Here is a 23,196-nt window from a genome sequence, read left to right on the forward strand (position 1 = left end):
ATTTAAAACATGAAATTTGTCAGCATATACCGCCCGGTTTAGAAATGTGGATCATGTTTCAACCTATCTCCCGCTGATGTCTTTCTCCATATCCTTCAACACCCAATCCAATTCCAAATCTCTGGCGGCCAGCTCATCTTCAATCTGGTAAGTAATCTCAACATCCGGCATCAAACCTCTGCCGTCAATACGGGTAATGTCACCAAAAAAAGCGGGAAGCGTTCCATAACGGAGCAACAGCTGACTCGTAGGCAGGCTAAGGCTTTTCAGCGTTAAAGCCGTCCAGACATTTTTACTGCCACCTGTTTCTTCACCAACAAATGTTACATTTTTCAGGGCTTTTAAATTCGCAGCCAGTAAACTGCCTGCCGAAAAAGTACCACCGTCAATCAATACATACATCTTACCCTTAAATGTAAATGGATGAGGCGTGATCAACTCGAAGGCTGACCTCGACATCTTATCCACCCAAGCCCTTATTTTTGCAGACGTGCTGCCTGCCGGCGATCCGGCACTGGCAGATGCGCTGAAATAGGCGGAAAGAGCCGCAGCACTGTTGCCTAACGAGCACACCAAAGCACTTTTGCACCGGTTAGGAAATAGTCATTGATAAATATTTTTACTTTACTGTCACTATTCCACCCGATATCCGTCTTATACTGCAAACGATATTTATTTGAAACCTTTATAAACCCTGAAAACTGCCATGAAACAAACAGCATATGTAATACTTATTATCGTCGTGATGCCTTTCCTGATGTGTGCACAGGCGATATCGAACCAACTTGTGAACGATCTTGCAAAAATGGAAGGCCTTTGGAAAGGATCATTAACCTATCTGGATTACCGTTCCGGCAAACCGTATACAATGCCTGCCGATATTGAAATTAAGCGGATTGCCAGCACGAACCGTTTTCTTTTTATTCATACTTATCCGAATGAACAAAGTGCAAACTCGACAGATACGTTGACCATCTCGAACGATGGCAGATACTTTGGTGATGCGCCGGTGATCTCCCGGAAAGTATTATTAAAAGATAATGTTCAGATTATTACGGAAAAGATCGGTACGGATGGCAATGACGGAAAGAAAGCGACCATCAGGCAAACGTATATATTAGGTAAAAATAATTTCTCCAAACGGAAGGACGTCAGGTATGCCGGTGAAAAAAACTGGATCAAACGACACGAATATAGCTATAACAGGCCGTGATGAGGTATTAAAAAAGCCGCGATAAATACTCGAAATTTCCCACATCAGCAGGGCAGTGGGTCAATAAAACTGCATCACTTATTGAAAAATCACTGTTGCCTTAAAGTAACAGTGATTTTTTTTCCCGATTTTTTTTTAGCTCCTGTAGATGGGCTATGGCTTTGATATGGGAACGTTTTACCGTTGAATTCTGTTATCAAAATATTCTGTCGTTTGCCAACAGTGCATGGGTGTTTGCAGCCGGACCTTTTTATGAAAAGAATTCTTAAAGATTATGATGCCAAACCAAATTGGCTATTTATTCCGGTATAAGGTTAACCTGATCTGGTAGGTGCCGCCCAGAATATCATATTCAGATCAACATGCACCGCAGCGGTTTCCCAAAACAGACTTTCTCTAAAGGATAATTTTTATCACTATAAGTTTTTCGATTCCCAGCTTTGCTTAGTTTATTAAAAAAAAATAAATATTTATTGTTTATCAATAAATATTTATCTTTATTTGCATTACAATTAGCTTAATTAAAAAAAAATATGAAAAATAAAGCAAGTGTAAATAACGTCATTTCAATTATGAAAGTGTTAACCTGGATCGTATTTGTTGGTTTATGCATCAAAACCGGATCGCTGATAATATCTTTTACCATCAGTATTACCGAAAGCCGTTTAGCTGCCAAAGATCTTTACAAGGGTTTGGATCTGAGCCCGCTCCTTGAGCATAGTCCATCTCAGTATGTAACACTGATGCTGTTACTTATTTTGAGCTGGGCAGCAAAAGCTTTTCTGTTTTTTATCGCTATCAAGATCTTTCTAAAAATCAATCTTGAGCATCCTTTTAGCGATAAAATGGCGGCGCTAATCATCAATCTCAGTTATGTTTCCCTGGTTATCGGAATACTGACCATCATGGCCGGGGCTTACAGTAATGATTTAATGAAGGACGGGATAATTTTCCCGGCTTTACCGCCCTGTTTGGCCGGGGGAAATGAGTTTCTGTTTTTAGCAGGAATTTTATTTATTATTTCACTAATCTTTAAAAAAGGGATCGAAATACAGGCTGAAAATGATTTAACCGTATAAGCTTATGCCGATAGTAATAAATCTGGATGTGATGATGGCCAAGCGGAAAATGTCGCTTAATGAGCTGGCCCAAAAGGTAGATTTAACACTTGCCAACCTTTCTATATTTAAAACCGGGAAAGCAAAGGCGGTTCGATTCAGCACACTGGAATCTATCTGTGAGGCCCTTGACTGCCAGCCAGGAGACCTGCTGGAGTTTAGGAAAGAAGACTAGTTTCATGGATGATTTGTTTCTCTTTGGTACCTAGGTCATCACTCTTGATCAGCACCTTATTTCCCCTGGACCACTTCTACCCTCAAATACTGATGGACGTATTTGACAATTGTTGCTTAGCCCGTGAAGTGAAAAATTATGGTCAAAAGATGCCTATGGATGAGGCATTTGCCGGATTTTTGGGCCACGACAGAAAACCAGGATAAAGATTATAAGGGATATTTTCCGTATCATTGCGGTGTAGGAGGTGAGAGACCTACATCAGACGAAAGCCTGAGAGCGTTAATTTAGAAAGGGGTTGATCATGGATTTGATCTACCCCTTTTTTTGCAAACCACATCCTGAAAATACTCCGCTTCTGAAACTGATTCAGCAGCACAGGTATTATACCACACACCCGGCAGATTGCCCCCCCAACACATAAGCCTGCACCGGTGCCATCAGTATGCCGCGGAAATTATGCCATAAAAAAATCCCCGGCATTTTAATTTATCTTTCAAATTTGTTACTATTCCCGGATTACATTTTTCCTTCGGTATCATCTGGTTTTCATACTTTAGATTGTAAACAGGAAAAGACTTCATCATCACGCTGTTATTACCTGGCTATGCTGATGTAAATATGGTTTTACCTGAACCTTATCAACTTAAATTTAATAATGATGTCAACCACGCTCAAACACACGCCGACCGATTACGAGCGGCTAATCTTATCTGGCAAAGATTTTTTCCCCCATCCCCCGCCCCTTCCAAAATCAAGCTGGGAATCTAAGGCAAGGACCGTTGTGATTGCCCTGGCTGCCAAGGCACCTTATATCGGTGGGGCCATCAGTTATGTGATTAAAAGCTTTTGGCAGGAAGCCAAAGCAGATATATGGGCTCAGGTAAGTGAGAACGTAGCCAGGATGGTAGACCTGGCTATCCTTGAGTTTGAAATTACCCGTGATGGTAGCGAACTCATGGCAATTAAAAGCGACATGGTATCTTATGTTGTCGCCAAAAACAAGCTGGAGCAGGCCATGCAGCTGAATACCCTTATCAGCCGATGTACCGAGATGTATTTTAAGCTGATCAAATCTAAAAACAAAGAGAAGCTTGTGCCATTTACCGTTGCATTTTCACTGGTACACCTGGCCATACTGAAAGAGCGCATTGACTCCGGAAAAGCACTTTACGGCGAATCTGACGAAGCCTGGGTAATTGACCTGGAACGGCAGATTGAAAATTACCAGTCATTTTTTACTGAACAGATCCCGGCGCTGGTGGAGTGGCGCGCCTCACAGATCATGTATGACAGTAAAACCAGCGGAAAACTCATCAAAGATACTGATATTGAAATAAACGATACCTTTGCGAAAAGATCTTTTAAAAAGAGCTACCGGTTTGTAGACGGCAAAGATTACCGGAAGGATGAATTGCTGAAAATCAAGGAAGGCTGGATGTCTTTCTGGATGGCCGATTTTGCCCAATCATATGCCTCTTTTTTTTATGTCAACCGACTGGTTCCCGGCGCGGAGAGCTCACCGCCGAACATTGACCCAACTTTCAATCAAATAACAATAGGCCCATTCTCACCCGGCAACGAAAATGAGCTGCGCCCTTTACGGCCGGCAAATGAAACGCAGAAAAGCGGAAAGATCAAGGAAATCGTATACAACTATGGAGATAGCCTGGACAGCTTCCAGGTTAATTTTGAAAGCCACGACGGCCAGCGGGCAACCAAAACGGGTGGCGATAAAACTAAAACAATCAGAGTTGATCCTGATAAGGAACTTGTTGCTTTACGGTTTTACTATCTGCCTCCGTATATTGGGCTCGCCCCACTAAAATCAATCAACTTTGTTTATAGTGACGGTACAGAAAGCGAGACAGCAATGTTAAAAGATAAACAGCTGTTAAAATACCAGGAAATTAAAATACCTGCCAACTATGAGGTTACCAATCTGCGTTCAGCAAGAGATGCCAGCGAAAGGTTTGCCTATTGGTTCTGGCTCGAGCTGACATTTAAACCAGTAGATAACCCTAATTCCTGATCTGATGAAATCTTACCTCTTCCTCATTTTACCTGTACAATGGAGGAAGAGGGTATTTATAAATGAAATGAAAGCGATATTATTTCCTTTTTGAAGTTTTTCTAGAGCGCTGTATAAATGTTTGGTTGCTTACAAGCAATTGCATGTTACCACCCAGGCTGGTTTGAACTCAATTTGCTTTTTGGAAATGTCTGTATAAATCCTATTCTGATTACCGGTTAAGCCTCGTAATGTAAAATCCAGGCGATCATTAATTTACTATCACCAATTTCGATTTTGCGGTAAGCATTCTGCGATATTTTTAGTTTTGCAGCCAGATATTCCTGGGTGTAAGCCCTGTATTCCCTGATCTTTCTGATATTGCCGATAACATGCTTTTCGCTTAATCGCAATACATCTTCCATAAAGCCCTCATATTTTTATCTTTTTTACTTATAAACAAAAAGTTGCGGCTTAGTTTACTGTGTAAACGGCATAACCTACCTTAAATCAGTATGATTACCCGTATCATATCGCGCAAAACGAATTAAATATTTACTGATTTCAACACCTTCGCGCTAGCCTGCTAACGGAAATGACAGCACAAAAGTACTTCCATTTCCTTCTTCACTTTCAATTTTGATTGTTGCCCCATGGCGGTTAATAATTTTCTTTACCGTGGCCAGGCCAACGCCATTGCCTTCAAATTCATTTGTTTTACCAACCCTCGTAAAAAGACCAAATACTTTGGCCTGTTCTTCTGAATTAATGCCAACACCATTGTCTGTAATACGGTAAACAACATCATTGTCTGCAATAGTTCCATCAATGGAAACAACCGGAAAGCCTGTTTTATGCGAATATTTAACCGCATTTTCGATAATGTTTAAGAAAACCTGGAAAAGGAGAACGGGATCTCCATCAATATCAGGTGTTTGAAGGATATTGATCTGTAGATTTTTATTCACTACGCCAACTAAAATCTGATCTTTGATTTCGCTTATCAACGAGGTCATATCTACCTTTTCCTTATTCAAAAGTTTCTGACCCGCTTTGGCGTATTCAAGAACAGTGCCGATCATATTGCTCAACCTTGCAGAATTATCGACAATCTTTCCAGACATCTTTCTGATTTCATCCTCTGATGACCTGCGTAAAATCAGTTCAGCAAATGCTTTGATGGCTGTAATGGGTGTTTTTAAATCGTGCGAAACCGTGTGCGCAAAGGTATCGAGCTCTGCATAAGCATCACGAAGCTTTTCATTAAGGATTCGGAGTTCGATGGTTTTACGCCCTATGGCGAAATTAATTTCATCTTTGATTTCCAGTAATGTTTGTATTTCGATTTCTGACCATTTTTCTGAATTGCCCTTAACCTGCTGTGACCATTGATCAAAAGAGTTTCTTGGTAAAATATATTGGTTTCCGTTACTGTCAAAACGGATAATTTTGGCAGGGTCGCCTGCCCATTTTACGGTAAGGGAAACTTCCTTTCTAAATAATAAAAGACAGTCTTTTATATCTTCGGTTAGTTTGCAGGCTAACAAACCGGCAAATTTACTGCTGTTTAACTGCGCTCGTGGCAGCTCCTCCAGCAGGCGCTGTGATATGATTAAACCGTTGTTGCATCCGTTTAGTTCTTCAACCAAGCTAAGCATATCCTGATCATCCGGAACTTCACCAAATGAATACAGCGCTCCTTCAAAATATAAAGCAATACCAGAGGCTTTGCATGCAGCTATTATTCCCTGACCGCAATCTGAAATAACATCCGGAATTTTATTATTTTTTAATAAACTCCTGGCAGCCTCCATCACAACAGATTGTAAGGTTAAATTATCCTGATGAATTTTTTCCTGGTTTCTAAGGCCTACACCTGAACTTAATACCTGACCAATTAGTTTAGCAGTTTCCCTTTGCCTGAAATTTATAAAACGGGGTGAATAGTTATGGCAGGCGATGAGGCCCCAAAGTTCATTATCTACAATAATGGAGACACTAAAACTAGACTGTACACCCATATTTTTAAGATAGGTGATATGGACCGGAGATACTGCCCTTATGGAACTGTTGGTCAGATCGGCAGGGATATTGCTCATGCCCAATATGGGAACCGGAACATCATCAACATTTGCAATCAACCTTGTATAATTTTTTTTGTAGAGTTCGCGTGCCTGCTGTGGAATATCGGATGCCGGGTAGTGTAATCCAAGCCAGGTTTCCAAATCAGGTTGCTTATCTTCAGCAATAACCTCGCCATGGCCATCATCATGAAACTTATAGATCATGATCCTGTCATAGTTGATCACTCTCCTGATTTCGATCACGGTATTTTCGAGAATGGTTTGCAGTTCTTTTGCGGCCAACATTTGCGATAGCGCAGCACCTACAGTGTTTTGCGGATCGGTATATAAATCAGACGCCTCAGGCTCGAAATCAAGAATATAATACTCGCCTGAAAGCGAGAGAATCATATTATAAGCATGTCCCTTTATATTCACCACGTAAGGGTTGTGCGGTTTAAACTCTTTTCCCTGCCAGGACAGGTTAATGATGTATTCAATAAATTTATCATCAGCCGGTTTACCAAGAACGGCGCTGATACTGGTAATGTAACGCCCGAGAATTTCGATACCCAGCTCCTGTCTGGCCAATTCATTGAAATTTGCACTACAATATTTTACTATCCCGACAGAATCAAGGATGATAAGATAACCATGTGCCTGCACGTGGCCCGGAATATGTATCTGTTCCCGACTACATAAATCTAAAATATCAACTTTACTCATTCTTTATATATTCACAGTTTCAAAACTTCACGTTATTTGTGGCGATAATAAACCATTTTACTAAACTGGTCTAAAGCGATTTCTCATTAACGCCTGTAAGTATTGAAGATAAAAAAATTAATAGATATCAAAAAAAATGATATCCGCATTTAACGATAACGATGTGCTAATGGTTTCGGGTTAACAAAAATATAGCTTATGATGATCCTGACCATGATCAGCAAAGAGGTATTTTAAATGTAAATTTTGCGCCCGGCTCCCCTGTTATATTTTCAGCACTGATTTCTCCGTTATGCAGCCGTAAAATCTCTGCACAGATAAACAGTCCTATACCAAAACCTGCCACCGTGAGGATTTTTTGATTTTGACTTCTGAAATACCGCCTGAAAAGCTTGTCTCTTTCATACTCCAAAATGCCCATTCCCCGATCCCTTACGCTTACCATCAGATCTGCATCTGCGAGTTGATAGCTCACATCTATCGCTGATCCGATCGGAGAATACTTGATTGCATTGCTTATTAAGTTGTGTAAAACCATTTCGAGCCTATCTCTGTCTGCATCAATCATTACTGAACCTATTCCATTGAAGTTAATGTGATGGGTTTGAATTTCATTGTTGAACTCCTGCTTACAATCTTCAAACAGTAAGGCAAAATCAAATTCGGCCTTTTTGATCATAATTTTTCCGATTTCGAGTCTGGATATATCCAGAAAGCCCTCAATCATCCTGGCCATTTTTCCAAGCTGACGCTGGATTTTTCTATAGATTGGAGCAAAGTCTTTATTGGCGCCATTCCGTGCTTTATGTAACAAAATCTGTGTAAAGCCACCAATTGAAGTTAATGGGGTTTTGAGCTCATGGCTGATCATGGATATGAATTCATTTTTTCTGCTTTCCTCTTCCATCTGGCGGCTCACATCCATTACAACAGCATAAATGGATTTGGGTATGCCATCTTCACTTTTTCTTACTTTACCCACTACCCGCATCCATTTTCTTTCTCCAGATATTAAATGCCGGATGGGGTAAGTACTATCTACAGGTGCGCCATGCTGTGCAGACTGGGCAAGCACACGGTTTACTTCTTCCCTGTATTGTGGCTCTACAGCATCGGTAACCATTTGCCAGTTGATTTCGCCCGATAACGGAAGCCCGTAATGGTTACGGTACGCTCTTGACATTTCGGCTTTCAGCGTCTTAATATCAAGGCTGCAACTCCCCATTTCTGCTGCATCAAAAGCAGCCTGAAGCTCCTCCTTGCTTGCCATAAGATCAGCATGAGACTGGGTAAGTTCTGCGTTTAGCCTTACAAGCTCAGCCATTTGGTTTTTTAATCCGCTAATTTCAATTCCGGTACAAATGTACCCTAAAAAACGTTGCTGGCCGTTTAGCCTGGGCGTTCCTTTGATTTTCAACCATCGGAATCTCCCATATTGATCTTTCATCCTAAATTCAGCACTGAATGCACTTTTTTTTGATATGGCATCGTAAAGTCTCTTCTGAAAAGATTTTAAATCATCAACATGGATGGCATTTTCCCATTTAAATCTCCCCTTTTGAGGTATTTCTTCTCCCATATACCTAACCCAGGCGGGGTTCCTGTATTCGATATTTCCGAAATCATCTACAATACTGATCAGGATATCTGTATCATCAGTCATGTTTTTGAAAGCCATTTCCAGATCTGAAACGGCAATTTCATTTTTTACCGGTGCCTCAATACCGAAGTTGATGATAACAGCCGTTAGCGCACCATGTTCCTCAACTGTGTTATAGCTTACCCCGCTGAATCTGTTAAGAAAGGTATTTTTAGCTTTCTGGCTTGCAAGAATGGCATAATTAGCTGAAAACCACTCATCCATTCCGCGTAAGTGTGTAATGTTGGTTCCCTTCCATGTTTCAAGGATATGTTCAAGGCAATTTTTAAAATCGCTTCCGATCATGCTTCCGGTAGCACCCGGAAGGCATTGCTGAAAATGATGGTTGACCACCGTTACCGTATTTTCGGGCGAAACCATCATCAAACAACTGGGAATAAGGCTCATAGTATCCGCCAATTTATTTAAGGAAGGAGTTTTCATAGCTAAGTAAAAGTTTTTGGCGGCAAATCAAATCGTATCAGGTATATAGCCAACGTTTCATGTTAAAAAAATTATTAATTAGATAACCCATAAACATAAATTAAAGTTTAGCCCACTTTGACATTTTTTATTATCCCCCGGTTTTGGTTGAAATGAAGCCAATGAAGCTGCGAATTGCTTAATTATAAAATCTCATTTATTTACCTGACCATACTACTCTTAAATAATCAATCCTTTCTTTTAAAAAAGCCCGCTAGCCGGTTTAATTAGTTCCAACGGCAGATGCCGTAGAACCAGATCATACCATCATTTCGTTTTCAAAATGCTTTTTTACCAGGGCAGGCCGGTTTTTCGCTTCGCCGGAACAGCCGGACAGGATAAAAAAACCAGCATCAATACTGAGAGAAGAGCAGATGAGGTTTTAACAGCGCTCATGAGCTATCTTTTTTTTCGTTTTAGCCAAAGCAGTGCCCCGCTTACGGATAAGAAACCCGGTGTGAGACCAAACAGCACATATATCCATTTTAAGATATCACCGCCAAAAGCACCTGCATGAAGTTCGTAAGCCATATGCTCAAGCCGTTCAGATAACCCTTGCTCATCAATTACCTTTTTATCTTTCATTTCGCCGGTCTGTGCATCGAAGGTGATGCCGCTGGCCTTCCCCTTCAGCAGCACATTGCTGGTTTGGGGCATTTGGCCACGCAATAAAATGTCAGCACCTTTTACCGTTGGAATATTTACCGCAATTGGAACAAAGCCTGGAATAGTTTTACAGGCCAGGGCCACCAGGCGATCGATATTTGCAGGGACTTCATAGTTTGCCTGCTGCTTTGGAAGAACCCACATGGCAGGGTTGAAATACTCCCTAAGCATCCAGAAGCCGGTAAAAAACAGTATGATATTAAACAGCAATGCCCAAACGCCGATAATGCGGTGCAGGGAGGAGATGCCCGTTCGATAACTTTTAAAGTTCAGGCCTGCCCTGAAACGCAAGGCTTTCCAGAAATGTTTGCGGTAAATTACCGTGCCGGTGATGAGCGATAGCAGCATCACCAGACCAAGTATCCCGCTGATCAGCATGCCCGGAATACCCAGCTGCAGGCTATAATGAAGCGTATAAACCCAGCGCAGAAAGGATGGCGAAAACTCATCATACCCGCCTTCTTTGAGGATCTGTCCGTTATAGGGATTTACGAAAACATAATACAGGTAGTTATCAGAAACTTTTTGCTGTCTTTTGTAGAGCATAAACTCATAACTGTCATACCTGTCTCTGGGAAAATCATGCAGGACGACTTTTTTTAGATTTGGATGGCTATGCAGCACCATCCGGTAAAGGTCATCGGCAGGAAGCTTTTTTGCTGCGGGAACCAGACGGTGCAGCTCAGGATTGAAATAGCGCTCAAGCTCATGCCTGAAAACCAGCAGCGAACCGCTTATTCCATAAAGCAAAAAGAATATACCTGCTGCAAGTCCCAGCCATCCATGCAGCTTAAAGGATATCTTTGTTAAACGTTTCTTCCAATCCATCACGCTCCTGAATATTAAAATTTATAGCCAACATTTAACCTAAATTCCCTTGGCGGATAAGGTACGTAAGCATAGGTGCCAATGGTTGCTGAAGATGGTGTAATCCAGGCGCTTCCGTAGTTAAACCTGTTCAGGATATTGTTTACCATTCCGTTTACGCTGAAGTGGCCTTGTGACCAGCCTATACCACCATCTAACCTAAACACCGGGGCAAGGGATAGTTTTTGGAGTTCATAGCGGCCTGCCCTGCCCGCCTGCAGCTGGTAGCCTGCTGATATGGATAAGCCCCGCACTTTCTCAACCGGCAGCAGGTAATTCAGCCAGGTATTCTGGATATGCTTCACCGTAAAAGGCGTGGTGAGCCCTAGCCTGGCCGGATTCTCATCTTTCGAAATGTGACTGTCGGTATAGGCATAATTGATTACTGCATTAAGTCCTTTAACAATCTCCCCCTTAAGGTCAAACTCTATCCCTTTTGAGGTGGTTTGGCCCAGCTGCGTCTGGATATTGGTGGAAGGATCTGTCACTTTAACATTATCGCGGATAATCCGGTAAAGGGACACTGTTGTATTCCATTTTCCGCCCACCCAGTCTTTTTTAAGGCCTGCTTCCAGATTTTCGCCCCTTAATGGCTTAAATGCTTCGCCGCTGCTGGTATTTACGCCGCTCTGCGGGGTAAAGGTCTGGTCATATAGTGCATATACCGAAAAATCAGACCTCAGCGAATAGCTCAATCCCAGTTTTGGCGTAAAGGCAGTATTGTTAGTCTCGCCCAAGCTGGTTTTTGCTGGGCTTTTTTGTACGCCGGTTTTGCTAAAAGTTAGCCTTGCTCCTAAAGTAACCCTTAATTTATTTTCAAACAGCCCAAGTTCGTCCTGCACATAAGCAGCCTGGTAAGAAATGGATTGCTGATCGGTCGCGATAGCTGACAATGAGCCCGCTCTCACGTTGGCATCAAAAGAAATGCCGTAAACGGGATGGTTTGCATCAAGAGGATAAAGGGTCTGGTTGGCGGTCGGATCGCCAGATCCGGAATAAGAGATGAACTTTTTACGGTTAACATCTACCCCGCCCAGCAACTGGTGACGGACACTACCGGTAGAAAATTCACCACTGATGTAGGGCTGAATAGCCAGTACACCGGTATTTAGGCGCTCGTAAGTTGCCCTGCGCATAATCAGGTTGGGCTGGGCAGCATTATAACGCGAAACAAAAAAGTAAGTACCTTCCAGGTGGTCCCTGGCATAGGCAGTGTTGATTGTGAGGTGCCAGTTTTTGTTAAAAGCGTTATGATAGCTTAAAAAGCCATTGTGCTCTATGGATTTAAATGGCGCCTTATTCGGATCGTTTATGGTAAAATCTGCCGGCAAACTTGCAAATCCATTGGGGGCGAAAACAGTAGCAAAATACTGCTGGTAACGCTGGTCCTGGAAAAGATACTCAGCAGAAACATAAGCATGATCGTTTATATTGTACCTGATAACCGGATTTACCACAACCTTATCATTGAAATTATACTTCTGGAAGGATTTGGACTTTTGCCCGGCAGCATTTAAACGGTACTGCCACTTTCCACGTTTATCAAGATTTCCATCCAAATCTGCGCTGAGGCGGTACAGGTTAAAGCTTCCCGTAGTAAAACTAACCTCACGGTTCCCGGTACCGGCAGGCTGCTTGGTGAGTACGTTATAAGATCCGGCAGGGTCGAATAAACCATTGATGTAACTCGATGGACCTTTTATAAATTCTACGCGGCCAATAATGGCCGCATCCTCAGCGCTGGGCCCTGCATAAATCATGGATAGGTCCAGGCCGTTACGCATCGGGGTAATCTGCGCCCCGCGCATAAATACCGAAGAATTGTACAGGTCTGCGTTATTGTTTCGCAGTGCCCCGCTCACGTTTCGCGTTACGCTTTCATTAATGGTGATGGCCTGCTGGTCTTCAATCAGGCGCTGATCAATCTCCTGGATGTTCTGCGGCAGCTCCAATAGCGGGGTATTCAGCTTCAGCGCAGCTGAAGATTTGTTGAGGTTATACCTGCGGTAATAACGCGAGCTGATCCTGACTTCATCGAGTACCTTTGCCAATGTATCTGGTGCAGCGCTCACGGTATCCTTTTTTACCTTTGTTTTTTGCTGGGCACTTACCCCAACTGTTAAGGCTAAAAAACATAAGCCTGTAATCACTATTCTTTTCATTTAATCTTTTTTGTCGCTACAAATCCCAACAATGGTATGGAAACAGTCATGCACCTGTTTAAGCCCGGCTAAAATCAATTTATCCTCAACTTTACGCTTAACAAGTTTATCTAACGCTGCGCTTGCCAGGTAAAGCTTATGGACAGCCGGGATTATTCCAGGCCTCGAAAATCCCACTGGAATATCGGATTGATGTAACAACACCGCTTTTTGCAATAGTTCGCCTGAACGTTTTTTTACAGGAGAAAGGTTTCCTTCCTCTGCCGGGTGAAGAGTCTGCGAAATAACAGTATGAAAATTTTTAAGTGCAGGCCATTTTTCAAAGCTTTCCTGTGCCTTGAGGTTTAGCGAAAAAAGGACAATGCCCAGGGTTAGAACCAATAATTTCTTTGTCATCCGGCTATTTCCTGATATATTTTTTAGGTTCAATGACAAATTTTTTCCTGCAGCCTTCCGAGCAGAATCCGTACACAGTCTTTTCATATACGGCTGTTCTGGTATGGCCTGCTTTTACCTTCATTTTGCATACCGGATCGTTACCGTCTTTTTTCAGCGTGTCCGTCTGCAGGGTTTCGCTAACAACCTTATCGTTTGCTTTAGCAACAGAAATACCCAGCAACAGCATCGCTACTATTATATATCTTATCTTTTTCATCTTTTTTACTTTTGTTGTCACGGCTTTGATTCTTTATTTTTCTTTCAAAAGAATATCCATGTCTCCCATTAGCTTTTCTACCTGATCTTGCTTGGTTCCATCATACGCTTCGCGCACCCTCCGGTGCTTATCGATCAGCACCAGATAACCCTGGTGCACATAACCTCCCGGAGCGGCCTTGTCTTCGTTGACCGACACCAGGTAATCCTTTTGGGCCATGGCGTAAACAAGGTCCTTAGCTCCCCACACAAACTGCCATTGTTTACCTGCTGCCCCAAGCCTGGTACGGTAGGCCTTCAGCCTCGATGGAATATCATAACGGTAATCAATCGTGTGGGATAAAAACATCACCTCAGGATTGCCCTTATATTTTTCATACACTTTTAAAAGGTTGCGGTGCATGATGGGGCAAATGGTTGGGCAGGAAGTAAAAAAGAAATCCGCCACATAGATTTTGCCGTCGAAATCTTTATTGGTTACCATTAAGCTATCCTGGTTTAAAAAGCTGAAATCCGATATGGCTTTGTAAACCGTATCAATCACGGGTTTTCCATCTACCATGGTCTGCTTCACCCCATCCGGTATCAGCGGCAATCTGCGCGCTGTTTGCCCGCACGAGCAGATCATGGCGACCACTGCAAGCAGCAGCAGGCACTTTAAAGTTTCCTTCTTCATCTATTCGCTTTTTAAATTAATGTTTACTGTGGTCATGTTCAGCCACTGCTGAAGCAGGTTTCAGGTTAAACTTTTCCAGGTAAGCATCCGATTCATCCAGCGCCTTTTTGTATTCACCATCAAGCTTTTTGATCCTGATCATCTCAGCCTGAAAATACTTCACCGCCTCTCCATTACTCTTTCCCTCAATATCCGGCTGGAAATGATGCATCCAGTCCATCATATTATCATCTGCCTTATTCAGCTTTGCAATCAATAAACTGATTTTATTTTTTTCCTCCGTGGTATCAAGATCGGGCTTTGCCTGCTTAAGCTCCTTTAATCTTACTTTGGAAAGGGTATCCAGTACCATTCTGTTTTTTACTGCCTTTTCCCCATCTCCCATTACCTTATCATGAAGATCCATCACCTCCTGGCGTACGGTTTTATAATCGGGTTCACTTTTACAGCCAATGGTCATTGCTGCACAGAAGGCAAATGCACCTAAGGCACCTAAACTTTTTTTGATTAAATTTTTAATATCCATAACTTGAATTTTTAGATTGTGTATTTAAAACGGAATACTCATGTGTACCATCAGGCGGTTTCCGGCATATGCCCTTCCGCCTGCCAGGTCCTGCGATCTGATGTTCTGATAATTGGCGCCTACCGAAAGTCCTTTCATGGCAACCTCCAGGCCTGCAACTGCTGAAAGCGAATAACCACCAGACACGTCGACCATATATTTTTTGTTCTCCACATCCTTATCCGCGGTCTCATAGAGTAGCCCTGCATTTGGCGCTACCGTTACGGTATGGGCGATGCGGAACTTATAGTACACCAGCGCGTTTGCGGTAAATTTATTGCCGTAACGGTACGCATACTGGTTTTCGGTATTTATTTTATAGTTGGCATTCAGGTTCAGTCCAAGGTCGTTATAGCGGATATCATAAGCTGCATTTACTGTAAAATCGGTACTTGCGGTACCCAGCTGGAAATTGTTGGGCGATTCCTGAACGGCCAGGCGCTCGGCAGGTTCATATTTCCCGGTAGGTACCTTAATACCAGCCCCCACCCAAAGCGACTGTACAAGTAGTTTTTCGCCCAGGGTGCCAGTATGGTTGAACAGGTTATAGTATCCCATTACTGCAATATCGCCTGGTCCGTTCTTTGTACCATTTGCTTCCTGGCTTTTACGCTGGTTGAAGTTATAAGGAACAAATGCTAAAACGCGAAACTTCTTTCCAAAGTTCCATCCTCCCCACAGTTCAGCGCTCTGGTAGGTCTCGTCTGCGGTCAGCGGCGTGCGCTCCCCTTGCGGCCCAAGGTGGGTATGCAGGGATTTGTACTGATAACGCAGCCCTAAAAACCGCTTGTTATATTCGGGCAGGATCCCGATGTAGTAGCTCCCCACCCCGCAGCCGCAGATATCGCAGGCCAGGGAAGGAAAGCTAAGTGCCATCAGAAAGATCCATATCAATGTTTTTTTTATGCTCATCCAAATTGTTATTGTTCGGCCAGGGCCGGATTATTTATAAAAGTCTCATCGTTCAGTGTAGCTAAAAATGCCAGGAGTTTCCCCTTTTCATCATCACTCAGGGCAATGCCCAACCTGGCGCCATTCTTTAGGATGGGATCCAGGTTTGGAAGGTCCTGCACCTGCGAGTTGTAATGTTCCAGTACACCGTCAAGCGTTAAAAATCTGCCGTCATGCATGTAAGGCGCTGTATATTTCAGGTTTCGGAGTGATGGTACCTTGAACTTGTACCTGTCCGTTGCAATCAGCGTTGCTGTATATAATCCCTGGTCATTTATCGGGCTTAAAGAAAGTCCGTTGTTGTGAAAAGATCCGTCGGTGAACAAAGGCTCGCTGTGGCAAGAAACGCATTTCTCTTTAAAGAGCAGATAACCTTGCTGCTCCTGAGTGGTAAAGGATACACCCGCTTCCTTTCTCATCACTTTATCGTATTTGGAATTGCTGCTGATGCACATCACCATAAACTGCGATAGTGCTTTCATCATCCTTGCAGTGGTGATTTCCTCACTGCCAAAAGCTTTCCTGAACAGGGTGGTATATTTTGGCAATAGCCTCAGTTTTGCCATCACGTTATCCACGCTTTCATCCATTTCTTCGTGGTTGGTAATGGGCGCAACAGGCTGCAGGTCGAGGTCAAAAATGCCTCCGCCCCACATAAAAGCTTTATTCCAGGCCAGGTTCATAATTGGCGGAGAATTCCGGGTACCCAGGCGGTCATCTATGCCATGGCTCACATCATGCCCGTGCTGCGTAAAAGCAGAAGACTGGATATGGCAGGAGCCGCAGCTTACCGTATTGTTTCTGGATAGCCTGGCTTCGTAAAAAAGGCTTCGCCCCAGCTCAAAGCCTGCCCTGGTTACCGGATTGGCAGAAAGGTTGTAAACCGGCTGCGGAAAATTGGCCGGTTGCTGAAATCCCAGAAAAGTTTCCACCTGCTCTTGCACCATATCGCTCTTCTTGCAGGCGTAAACAAAAAGACATAGCGAAAAAATAATCAATAGCTGTTTTTTACTCATCATGCCTAGTTTTCGGTGTGGTCGTGTCTGAACATACTGGTCAGGTTTTTTGCAATGTTTACGCTATAATCGCTGAACATCACATTGGGATGCGCGGCGATACTAAAGCCATTAGGCCCGTTAAATACCTTCATCGCATCTACAAAAAGGTGCACGTTACTCTGCCTGTCCTTTCTCACTTTGGCAATACCTGCAGTGGTCAGATCGACGGTGATGGTTTTGATATTGTTGATTGTCGGCGCAGCATAACCACCAAAGCCGCCGATGTGGTATTTGAATTGTTTCTTTCCGGTTGGATCACCATTTGCATCATCCGAAATCACCCCTGAATTTCCTTCAAACCTGAAAAATATGTAACCGGAGTTCCAGCCCCAGTACATGCCTCCGCTATCATGATCGCCATTTGCTGCCGGGTCAAGTACTCCTGTACGCTTATCAATGCCCATCGTACTTCTCAGGCTATCTACACCTAAAGTAAAAGTAAGCCTGGTATAATCGCCCTCAGGCACGCGTACTTTTGCAAAACGGGTAGCTTTGTCTGATGATCTGATCAGAAAATAACTGCTATCCTGTTTTACTGCGTATTCTTTTCCATCTGCGGTAGCCACCTTAATGTTGCTGATGAAATACTGCAGCATGGAAACGGTAAACTTTTCGCCGGCTGCGTTGGTGTAAGGCGCAGCGGTATTGTTGAAGGTAAGCGTGCGGTCGCCAATGATGTTATCGAACTCTACTGAAAAAGGTGCCAGATTGGTTTCCACAAATTCCGGAGCGGGTTCATCACTTTTTTTACAGGAGGCCAATATTGAAAAACAGGCCAGGAGCAAAATGAACTGATTATATCTTTTATTAAATTTTTCCATTATACATTAATTAGGATTACTGAATTTTTTATTTTTTGTGAAAGCATCATCCGTAAGGGCGGATAAGAAAGCTTTTATGGCCGCTTTTTCTGCCTGCGAGATCGGAATACCTAAATTGCCATTATTTTGATACAGGGCCCGATCTACAGTTGCTGAATAGGTGATTCCCGAACGATAGTGCTCTAACACCTGGTCCAGGTTACTGAATCGTCCATCATGCATATACGGAGCGGTGAGCATCACGTTCCTTAATGAAGGGGTTTTGAATTTTCCTATATCAGCCGCATCAAAGCTCACACGGTACCTTCCCTGGTAAATGCCTTCCAGATCGGCTGGAAAAGCGGCATCAATGCCGTTATTGTGATAGCTGTAGTCGGTAAAAAGTTGACCCTGGTGGCAGCTGCCACATTTTGCATTTACCAGCGCAAGTCCCTCCATTTCCTGGCTGCTCAATGTCGCGCCAGGCACTTTCCTGGCATATCGATCATATTTTGAACCAGCAGAGATCAATGTCCTTTGAAACTGTGCCAATGCCTTAAGTACATCTGTCGAGGTTATTTCCCTGTTAAACACCAGTTTAAACCTTTTAACGTAATCCGGCACCGCTTTTAGTTCCCTTTCCAGCTCATAAAGATCCTGATGCATTTCATCCTCACTGGTCAATGGTCCTAAGGCCTGCGATTCGAGGTTCTTTGATCCACCGTCCCAGAAAAGGCCGCTTTTTGCCCATGCCAGATTAAACAGTGTTGGTGTATGGCGGTGAAGGGGCTTAGCCGATACCCCGATATTGGTCAATGCGGTTGCATCAGAAAAGGCAATATCCTGCCTGTGGCAGGATGCACAGGAAAGTTTGTTGTTTCCTGATAATCTTGCGTCATAAAATAAGATCCTCCCCAGCTCAGTTCCTTCAGCAGTAAGCGGATTGTCCGCATCGTCTGCTACCTTCGGGAAATTACCCGGCACTTCCAGTCTGGCTGGTGTAGGTGCCGGGAAATTTTCAATAGCGCTGTGATCCTTTTTACAGGATATCACCGTGCCCGAAATCAGAATCAAGGCAGAAAGATGCAGGACTGCATATTTGCCGCTCATGCCAATTAGTTTGCAGACTTAACCGAAAAAACTTTACCACTGTAATTGGCTGCTACAGCACTCATTACAGCTGCCTGCGATGCGCCGACAGTTGGTGTAGCCATCACATCAATGCCGTCAAATGCTTTTGAAAGGTCTACATTGAGAACAATGTTTGCTGATTTTGAAGCGCCGATTTTAATGGTTTGTGGAAGATTCAATGCAACCGTTTTATAATTGGCGTTTAACCCTGTTTCTACCTTAAGTGTTTTACTGGTAGTGCCTTCTTTAACGGTTCCGGTAGCCGAAGTAAAGATATAGCTGGTCAGCCACATCCACGATACGTTGGTCATCCCGTTCAACTGAGAAAGCTCACCCGACTGTAGGCTCATATTATCGTTATATTTCTGGTCTACCCCAACGCCAAACTTAATGGCTTTATAATCACCGGCAGGAATTTCTTTCAGCACTACGTCTTCGCGTTTTGTTGCCGGGTAGATGGTTCCGGCATTATCATTGTTTACCCCTACAAGGTTTATGGCACCTGTTTCCTCCAATAAATAATAAGATCCCGGAACCTTTACTTCCTCGCCTGCTGCATTTACCAGCGCTACGTTGCTTACCCAGTACCTGAACCTGGTAAAATTAAAGGTTTTGGTGCCCAGGGCGAAGTCTTTGTTCAATGCAAAATCGCTGCCATTAAAGGTAGCATCAAAAGTAACGGTAGTTTTGCCGGCACCATCGGCAACGGTAACCAACTCATCTTTTGAACATGAAGTAAATAAAATTGCAGATAATGATATGATGGTTAAAAATTTTTTCATTTTTTTTAATATAATTCGTTTGGGCATACCTATCGTATGCCATTACGGTATGGGTTTGTCATTTGGATTTTTTGGGCAGAATTCTCCCGAAAATAAAATACAGGCCTAAACACCAGGGTTAGCCAAAAAAATGACAACCATGGATGAACATTATACAAATGCCTGGCAATCAGAAAATTCCTGGATGCAACCGGCAAAAAAAGATAAAACAATTGGGTTTAAGCCTGAAAACTTAAGGCTTTTGGCGGCTGGAATATAGAAAAGGCACGGTGCATGGTACCCGGCACCTGACGTTCCGGATAGATCATTTTAACAGTTGAGCGTTTAAAGGTAAAGGACGAGGCAGCGGCAGGCAACGCTTCCATGTAATGGCTTCGCTGGTTTTCCCTTTCCTGTTTTTTCTCCTTTTCCTCGGCCTGCTTTAATTTCTTCATCAGAAAACATTTCCCATTACAGTGCATCCACGGACGGTTCCTGTTCTCGCATAGTTTTTCTGTTATATACTTCTGGTTTACCTCGAAACCGGCATAGATAAAAAAACGCGAAAAATTGGATCCGATCAGTGCAAATAATAGAGATATGGCAACAAACCTGTTCAACATTTCGCCGCAAAGATAACGATAAACAAACCCGAAAATAAAATAAAACAAATAAATTACCACAAAGCCTTTTCAAAAAGCCGTTTTGAGGTGAAAATTTACTGGCTTAAGCCGTTTATCCCCTTATCTGAGGCGTTCTTTAATTTATTGTGTAAGCGTAAATCGGCCGAGTTGATCTATTCGGGCCTTATGTTTACAACAAAAATAAAGCCTGCGCCGGCGTTTAACACCTGGCTGCATCAGGCAGAAATTCAACAGGTTTCCATCATTTTTATGTAATCATGTAATTGTGGTATTGTTAACGGCATGGCCAGCGGTATTTGCCTGCAGCTTTTCCTTGATGCTGGATTTTACGGTTGGCGGGTTCCTGCTTTTTCTCTTTTTTGTGCGCATCTTTTTATTCTGGTCATCTATCAGAACCTGAGCGATACAGTAGCCCTGATACTGAAAGGCGTTCCCGGCGTAAAATGAATCTCCTCCACTGGCAGGGGCTCATTCTGCAACCTCGATTCGGTTGCAAACTGCGTTTCATTCCATGCCCGGTTAAAAATGTTTTCGGTAATCAAGCCAAAGGTAAAACGGTTCCACATATAGTTCACATTGGCATCGGTAATAAAATAACCCCTGGCAATAATGGAGTTATCCCCATTAGCCGGGCGTGAGGCAAGATAGCGGGCCTTAATGCTCCCGGAGAAGTTATCCAGGTCTTTCATGCTCAGCCCCCCGGTAAAGGTAAAAGGTGGCGCAAGGGGAATGTAGTTTGCCCCTTCCGGCTCATCCGGTGCCCTCCCGTGGTTGTAGGTCATATCGCCGTTTATAAAAAACCAATTGTTTAACTGGTAGCGCAATCCAAAATCAATCCCCTTCCTTGCTGTTCTCCCACTGGGCTCAATTACCCCTTCATCACCAACATATACAAATTCCTGTTGCAGATAAAGATACCACAGGGCTGCGTTTAGTATCAAACGTGGTGCCGGTTTCCAGCTTGCCCCAAGGTCTGCTCCATAAGCAGCCGGCAGGATTTCCTGAGTCTTCTTTGCTATCACCACGCGCGAATCATTGCTATGAAATCCCTTCCCCATTTTCAAAAAGAACTGAAGGTCTTTACGCTCGTTATATAGAAAATTCAGCTTAGGACTTATCGTGGCCTTTCCTGTACGGGCAGCAAAATTACCATTCAAATGATCAACATACTTAAAGTTAAAGTAATCCAGGCGAACGGCAGGATTGATCAGGAGTTTACCCATATCAATCTCTGTATTCAAAAAGGCATAAGCATTAATTTCAGAAACATCACCAAACTGAACCTGTTCAAGGGTAGTGCTCCGGTTTAGCGTATGGGAAAGCTCAATATCTTTAACCTGGTCTGCCCTTAAGCCGGCACCGAACTGCATGCCATAGTCAGCCCCTGATAAACTGTATTTCTTATTCAATACCGATTGCAGCCCATATATGTTCCTGCCCTCCTGCTGTTTAATCTGGTCTCCGTTCACCGGATCACTAAGAAAAAAAGTAAAGTTGCTGTAAAGCCCGAAATCATAACGGCTGTAAAAGGCGCTGGATTTGAGCGAGGTACTTTCATTGATGAACTGATCGTATTGCAGATTGAGATTGGTGCGGCTGGTTTTTCCACCCTCATTGGCATCAATAGCCCCGAATCGGGAAATGAGTCCCTCATCTACCGCACGTTGTGGAATCTGGCCGGAGGCGAGCCACGAACTATTAAAGTGCATGGCTGAAAACGAAAGCTTATCGAGGTTATTGAACAACCGGGTATATTTCCCCATCAGGTTAAGCCTTTTAAAATCCTGGCTAGCCTCAAAAGGACCATCGCTTTTCATATAACTCCCGGCTACATAGGCCGCCTGTCTGGCATCATTTACCAGATTAATCAGTCCAAGTCCCTTAAAGGTATTGAACTTTCCGCCCTCCAGCGTAAGGGAGTTGTGATCTAACCTGTCCTTTGTCTGGAATGCAACGTAGCCGGCGGTAGCCAGGTTACCTTTATCTGCATGATAGGGGCCTTTATCAAAATCAATCTTTTCCACCAGTTCAGGAATCAGGAAATGCAGGTCTGCATAACCCTGCCCGTGCGCATGACTGACCATGTTTACCGGCATACCATCTACAGAAATGTTGATATCTGTTCCATGATCCAGGTCGAAACCACGAAGAAAAAGTTGTTCTGCCTTTCCCCCGCCGGCATGCTGGCCGATAAAGAGGCCGGGTACTTTTCTTAAAAGTTCCTGCGAAGAATTTACCGGGTTTGTAGCGAGATCCACAGCCGCTACAGACGATAGATGGTTTATACCTTCCGATACAACCACTTCATTGAGCTGGAAATTAGCGGGTAATAAACTGATATTCATTTCAAATCCGTCTACAGCTGTTGTTACAGGTAAATAACCCAGCAGCGTTACCCGGATGGAATCGCCCTTTCTTACCTCTTTCATCATAAAAAAACCAGCCTCATTGGTATGTGCATGCTTTTTGCTCCGCAGGTTCTCCAGGTAAACATCTGCTAAAGGGAAATCCCCGGCAGTGTTTATCTTACCCTTTAAAACCTGCGCAAAAAGACTTGTTGAGCACAGGCTCAGCATCATCGCATAAAAAATCTTCATCGGGGGCGAAACTACAAAATGTTATAAATGATTTCGCATTAGCCCATCACTTCGCAGAGAATAAAACGAATACCGGTGAGTTGGCCCACTATGTGTATCGGCGGGGCGTTCATCTTTTTTAGTAAAATCAGGTTGCTTTTTTTGCAGGATGAAAAATTTAAAGCAATTCACAATCGTGCCGTTTTGTTGCATTACCGGCGCAACCGGCCATGCTCCTGTTACCTCAAATTTAAAAG

General features: G+C 43.3%; 21 protein-coding genes. 4 read left to right on the forward strand and 17 right to left on the reverse strand.

What is annotated here, in order from left to right; genetic code table 11:
* Positions 1-63: 63 nt before the first annotated feature.
* The gene (locus tag ACIQXP_RS06570; protein ID WP_387505144.1) at positions 64-573 is read right to left on the reverse strand and encodes a S41 family peptidase; all 510 of its coding nucleotides are present in this window, start codon (positions 571-573) and stop codon (positions 64-66) included.
* Between the two features lie 133 nt (positions 574-706).
* Here ACIQXP_RS06570 and ACIQXP_RS06575 point away from each other — a divergent pair, with 133 nt between their 5' ends.
* The 4 genes from ACIQXP_RS06575 to ACIQXP_RS06590 all read left to right on the forward strand — a co-directional run bounded on the left by ACIQXP_RS06575 (position 707) and on the right by ACIQXP_RS06590 (position 4,538).
* Complete coding sequence (locus ACIQXP_RS06575; protein WP_387505047.1) at positions 707-1,213, forward strand: hypothetical protein; 507 nt, start codon at positions 707-709, stop codon at positions 1,211-1,213.
* A gap of 533 nt (positions 1,214-1,746) precedes the next feature.
* A complete protein-coding gene (locus tag ACIQXP_RS06580) occupies positions 1,747-2,292 on the forward strand; it encodes a DUF2975 domain-containing protein (RefSeq protein ID WP_387505046.1) in 546 nt (181 codons plus the stop codon).
* A 4-nt stretch (positions 2,293-2,296) separates the two neighbouring features.
* Positions 2,297-2,506, forward strand: a complete 210-nt coding sequence (locus tag ACIQXP_RS06585) for a helix-turn-helix domain-containing protein (RefSeq protein WP_090983850.1) — start codon at positions 2,297-2,299, stop codon at positions 2,504-2,506.
* A gap of 658 nt (positions 2,507-3,164) precedes the next feature.
* Positions 3,165-4,538 (forward strand): hypothetical protein, encoded by a 1,374-nt coding sequence (locus ACIQXP_RS06590; RefSeq protein ID WP_293741211.1) that lies wholly within the window; start codon positions 3,165-3,167, stop codon positions 4,536-4,538.
* A gap of 218 nt (positions 4,539-4,756) precedes the next feature.
* Here the strand turns inward: ACIQXP_RS06590 and ACIQXP_RS06595 are convergent, their stop codons facing one another.
* From ACIQXP_RS06595 to ACIQXP_RS06670, 16 genes are all read right to left on the reverse strand, one after another.
* Positions 4,757-4,942: a helix-turn-helix domain-containing protein gene (locus tag ACIQXP_RS06595; protein WP_293741212.1), complete on the reverse strand. Its 186-nt coding sequence runs from the start codon at positions 4,940-4,942 to the stop codon at positions 4,757-4,759.
* Between the two features lie 153 nt (positions 4,943-5,095).
* Positions 5,096-7,306 carry an ATP-binding protein gene (locus ACIQXP_RS06600; protein ID WP_387505045.1) on the reverse strand — a complete coding sequence of 737 codons (2,211 nt, stop codon included), beginning with the start codon at positions 7,304-7,306 and terminating at the stop codon, positions 5,096-5,098.
* 217 nt (positions 7,307-7,523) lie between these two features.
* Positions 7,524-9,389 (reverse strand): sensor histidine kinase, encoded by a 1,866-nt coding sequence (locus tag ACIQXP_RS06605; protein WP_387505044.1) that lies wholly within the window; start codon positions 9,387-9,389, stop codon positions 7,524-7,526.
* Between the two features lie 438 nt (positions 9,390-9,827).
* On the reverse strand, positions 9,828-10,922 hold the full coding sequence (locus ACIQXP_RS06610; RefSeq protein WP_387505043.1) for a PepSY-associated TM helix domain-containing protein: 1,095 nt from the start codon (positions 10,920-10,922) through the stop codon (positions 9,828-9,830).
* Positions 10,923-10,936: 14 nt separating this feature from the next.
* Positions 10,937-13,123, reverse strand: a complete 2,187-nt coding sequence (locus ACIQXP_RS06615) for a TonB-dependent siderophore receptor (protein WP_387505042.1) — start codon at positions 13,121-13,123, stop codon at positions 10,937-10,939.
* On the reverse strand, positions 13,124-13,519 hold the full coding sequence (locus ACIQXP_RS06620; RefSeq protein WP_387505041.1) for a hypothetical protein: 396 nt from the start codon (positions 13,517-13,519) through the stop codon (positions 13,124-13,126). It abuts the gene before it with no gap.
* Between the two features lie 4 nt (positions 13,520-13,523).
* Entirely contained in the window at positions 13,524-13,778 is a 255-nt protein-coding gene (locus ACIQXP_RS06625) for a YHS domain-containing protein (RefSeq protein ID WP_387505040.1), read from the reverse strand.
* 33 nt (positions 13,779-13,811) lie between these two features.
* On the reverse strand, positions 13,812-14,453 hold the full coding sequence (locus tag ACIQXP_RS06630; protein WP_387505039.1) for an SCO family protein: 642 nt from the start codon (positions 14,451-14,453) through the stop codon (positions 13,812-13,814).
* A 16-nt stretch (positions 14,454-14,469) separates the two neighbouring features.
* Complete coding sequence (locus ACIQXP_RS06635) at positions 14,470-14,979, reverse strand: hypothetical protein (protein ID WP_387505038.1); 510 nt, start codon at positions 14,977-14,979, stop codon at positions 14,470-14,472.
* A 24-nt stretch (positions 14,980-15,003) separates the two neighbouring features.
* Entirely contained in the window at positions 15,004-15,930 is a 927-nt protein-coding gene (locus ACIQXP_RS06640) for a transporter family protein (RefSeq protein WP_387505037.1), read from the reverse strand.
* Between the two features lie 8 nt (positions 15,931-15,938).
* Complete coding sequence (locus tag ACIQXP_RS06645) at positions 15,939-16,985, reverse strand: cytochrome-c peroxidase (protein ID WP_387505143.1); 1,047 nt, start codon at positions 16,983-16,985, stop codon at positions 15,939-15,941.
* A gap of 5 nt (positions 16,986-16,990) precedes the next feature.
* Complete coding sequence (locus ACIQXP_RS06650) at positions 16,991-17,848, reverse strand: MbnP family protein (protein WP_387505036.1); 858 nt, start codon at positions 17,846-17,848, stop codon at positions 16,991-16,993.
* A 6-nt stretch (positions 17,849-17,854) separates the two neighbouring features.
* Positions 17,855-18,937, reverse strand: coding sequence for a cytochrome-c peroxidase (locus ACIQXP_RS06655; protein WP_387505035.1), 1,083 nt, complete (start codon positions 18,935-18,937; stop codon positions 17,855-17,857).
* A gap of 5 nt (positions 18,938-18,942) precedes the next feature.
* A complete protein-coding gene (locus ACIQXP_RS06660) occupies positions 18,943-19,740 on the reverse strand; it encodes an MbnP family protein (protein WP_387505034.1) in 798 nt (265 codons plus the stop codon).
* Positions 19,741-19,958: 218 nt separating this feature from the next.
* Positions 19,959-20,174 carry a hypothetical protein gene (locus ACIQXP_RS06665; RefSeq protein ID WP_293741224.1) on the reverse strand — a complete coding sequence of 72 codons (216 nt, stop codon included), beginning with the start codon at positions 20,172-20,174 and terminating at the stop codon, positions 19,959-19,961.
* Positions 20,175-20,752: 578 nt separating this feature from the next.
* Positions 20,753-22,960 (reverse strand): TonB-dependent receptor, encoded by a 2,208-nt coding sequence (locus ACIQXP_RS06670; protein WP_387505033.1) that lies wholly within the window; start codon positions 22,958-22,960, stop codon positions 20,753-20,755.
* Positions 22,961-23,196 lie beyond the last annotated feature (236 nt).

Origin of the sequence: Pedobacter suwonensis (assembly GCF_044762335.1) — a bacterium.
In the GTDB taxonomy this organism is placed as follows: Bacteria; Bacteroidota; Bacteroidia; order Sphingobacteriales; family Sphingobacteriaceae; genus Pedobacter.

Bases quoted from the DNA above. Each gene is read 5' to 3' on its own strand.
- ACIQXP_RS06590 (WP_293741211.1), top strand. From the start codon at position 3,165: ATGATGTCAACCACGCTCAAACACACGCCGACCGATTACGAGCGGCTA.
- ACIQXP_RS06575 (WP_387505047.1), top strand. From the start codon at position 707: ATGAAACAAACAGCATATGTAATACTTATTATCGTCGTGATGCCTTTC.
- ACIQXP_RS06620 (WP_387505041.1), bottom strand. From the start codon at position 13,519: ATGACAAAGAAATTATTGGTTCTAACCCTGGGCATTGTCCTTTTTTCG.
- ACIQXP_RS06660 (WP_387505034.1), bottom strand. From the start codon at position 19,740: ATGAAAAAATTTTTAACCATCATATCATTATCTGCAATTTTATTTACT.
- ACIQXP_RS06595 (WP_293741212.1), bottom strand. From the start codon at position 4,942: ATGGAAGATGTATTGCGATTAAGCGAAAAGCATGTTATCGGCAATATC.
- ACIQXP_RS06655 (WP_387505035.1), bottom strand. From the start codon at position 18,937: ATGAGCGGCAAATATGCAGTCCTGCATCTTTCTGCCTTGATTCTGATT.
- ACIQXP_RS06650 (WP_387505036.1), bottom strand. From the start codon at position 17,848: ATGGAAAAATTTAATAAAAGATATAATCAGTTCATTTTGCTCCTGGCC.
- ACIQXP_RS06615 (WP_387505042.1), bottom strand. From the start codon at position 13,123: ATGAAAAGAATAGTGATTACAGGCTTATGTTTTTTAGCCTTAACAGTT.
- ACIQXP_RS06610 (WP_387505043.1), bottom strand. From the start codon at position 10,922: ATGGATTGGAAGAAACGTTTAACAAAGATATCCTTTAAGCTGCATGGA.
- ACIQXP_RS06640 (WP_387505037.1), bottom strand. From the start codon at position 15,930: ATGAGCATAAAAAAAACATTGATATGGATCTTTCTGATGGCACTTAGC.
- ACIQXP_RS06585 (WP_090983850.1), top strand. From the start codon at position 2,297: ATGCCGATAGTAATAAATCTGGATGTGATGATGGCCAAGCGGAAAATG.
- ACIQXP_RS06625 (WP_387505040.1), bottom strand. From the start codon at position 13,778: ATGAAAAAGATAAGATATATAATAGTAGCGATGCTGTTGCTGGGTATT.
- ACIQXP_RS06665 (WP_293741224.1), bottom strand. From the start codon at position 20,174: ATGAAGAAATTAAAGCAGGCCGAGGAAAAGGAGAAAAAACAGGAAAGG.
- ACIQXP_RS06645 (WP_387505143.1), bottom strand. From the start codon at position 16,985: ATGAGTAAAAAACAGCTATTGATTATTTTTTCGCTATGTCTTTTTGTT.
- ACIQXP_RS06600 (WP_387505045.1), bottom strand. From the start codon at position 7,306: ATGAGTAAAGTTGATATTTTAGATTTATGTAGTCGGGAACAGATACAT.
- ACIQXP_RS06580 (WP_387505046.1), top strand. From the start codon at position 1,747: ATGAAAAATAAAGCAAGTGTAAATAACGTCATTTCAATTATGAAAGTG.
- ACIQXP_RS06635 (WP_387505038.1), bottom strand. From the start codon at position 14,979: ATGGATATTAAAAATTTAATCAAAAAAAGTTTAGGTGCCTTAGGTGCA.
- ACIQXP_RS06605 (WP_387505044.1), bottom strand. From the start codon at position 9,389: ATGAAAACTCCTTCCTTAAATAAATTGGCGGATACTATGAGCCTTATT.
- ACIQXP_RS06670 (WP_387505033.1), bottom strand. From the start codon at position 22,960: ATGAAGATTTTTTATGCGATGATGCTGAGCCTGTGCTCAACAAGTCTT.
- ACIQXP_RS06630 (WP_387505039.1), bottom strand. From the start codon at position 14,453: ATGAAGAAGGAAACTTTAAAGTGCCTGCTGCTGCTTGCAGTGGTCGCC.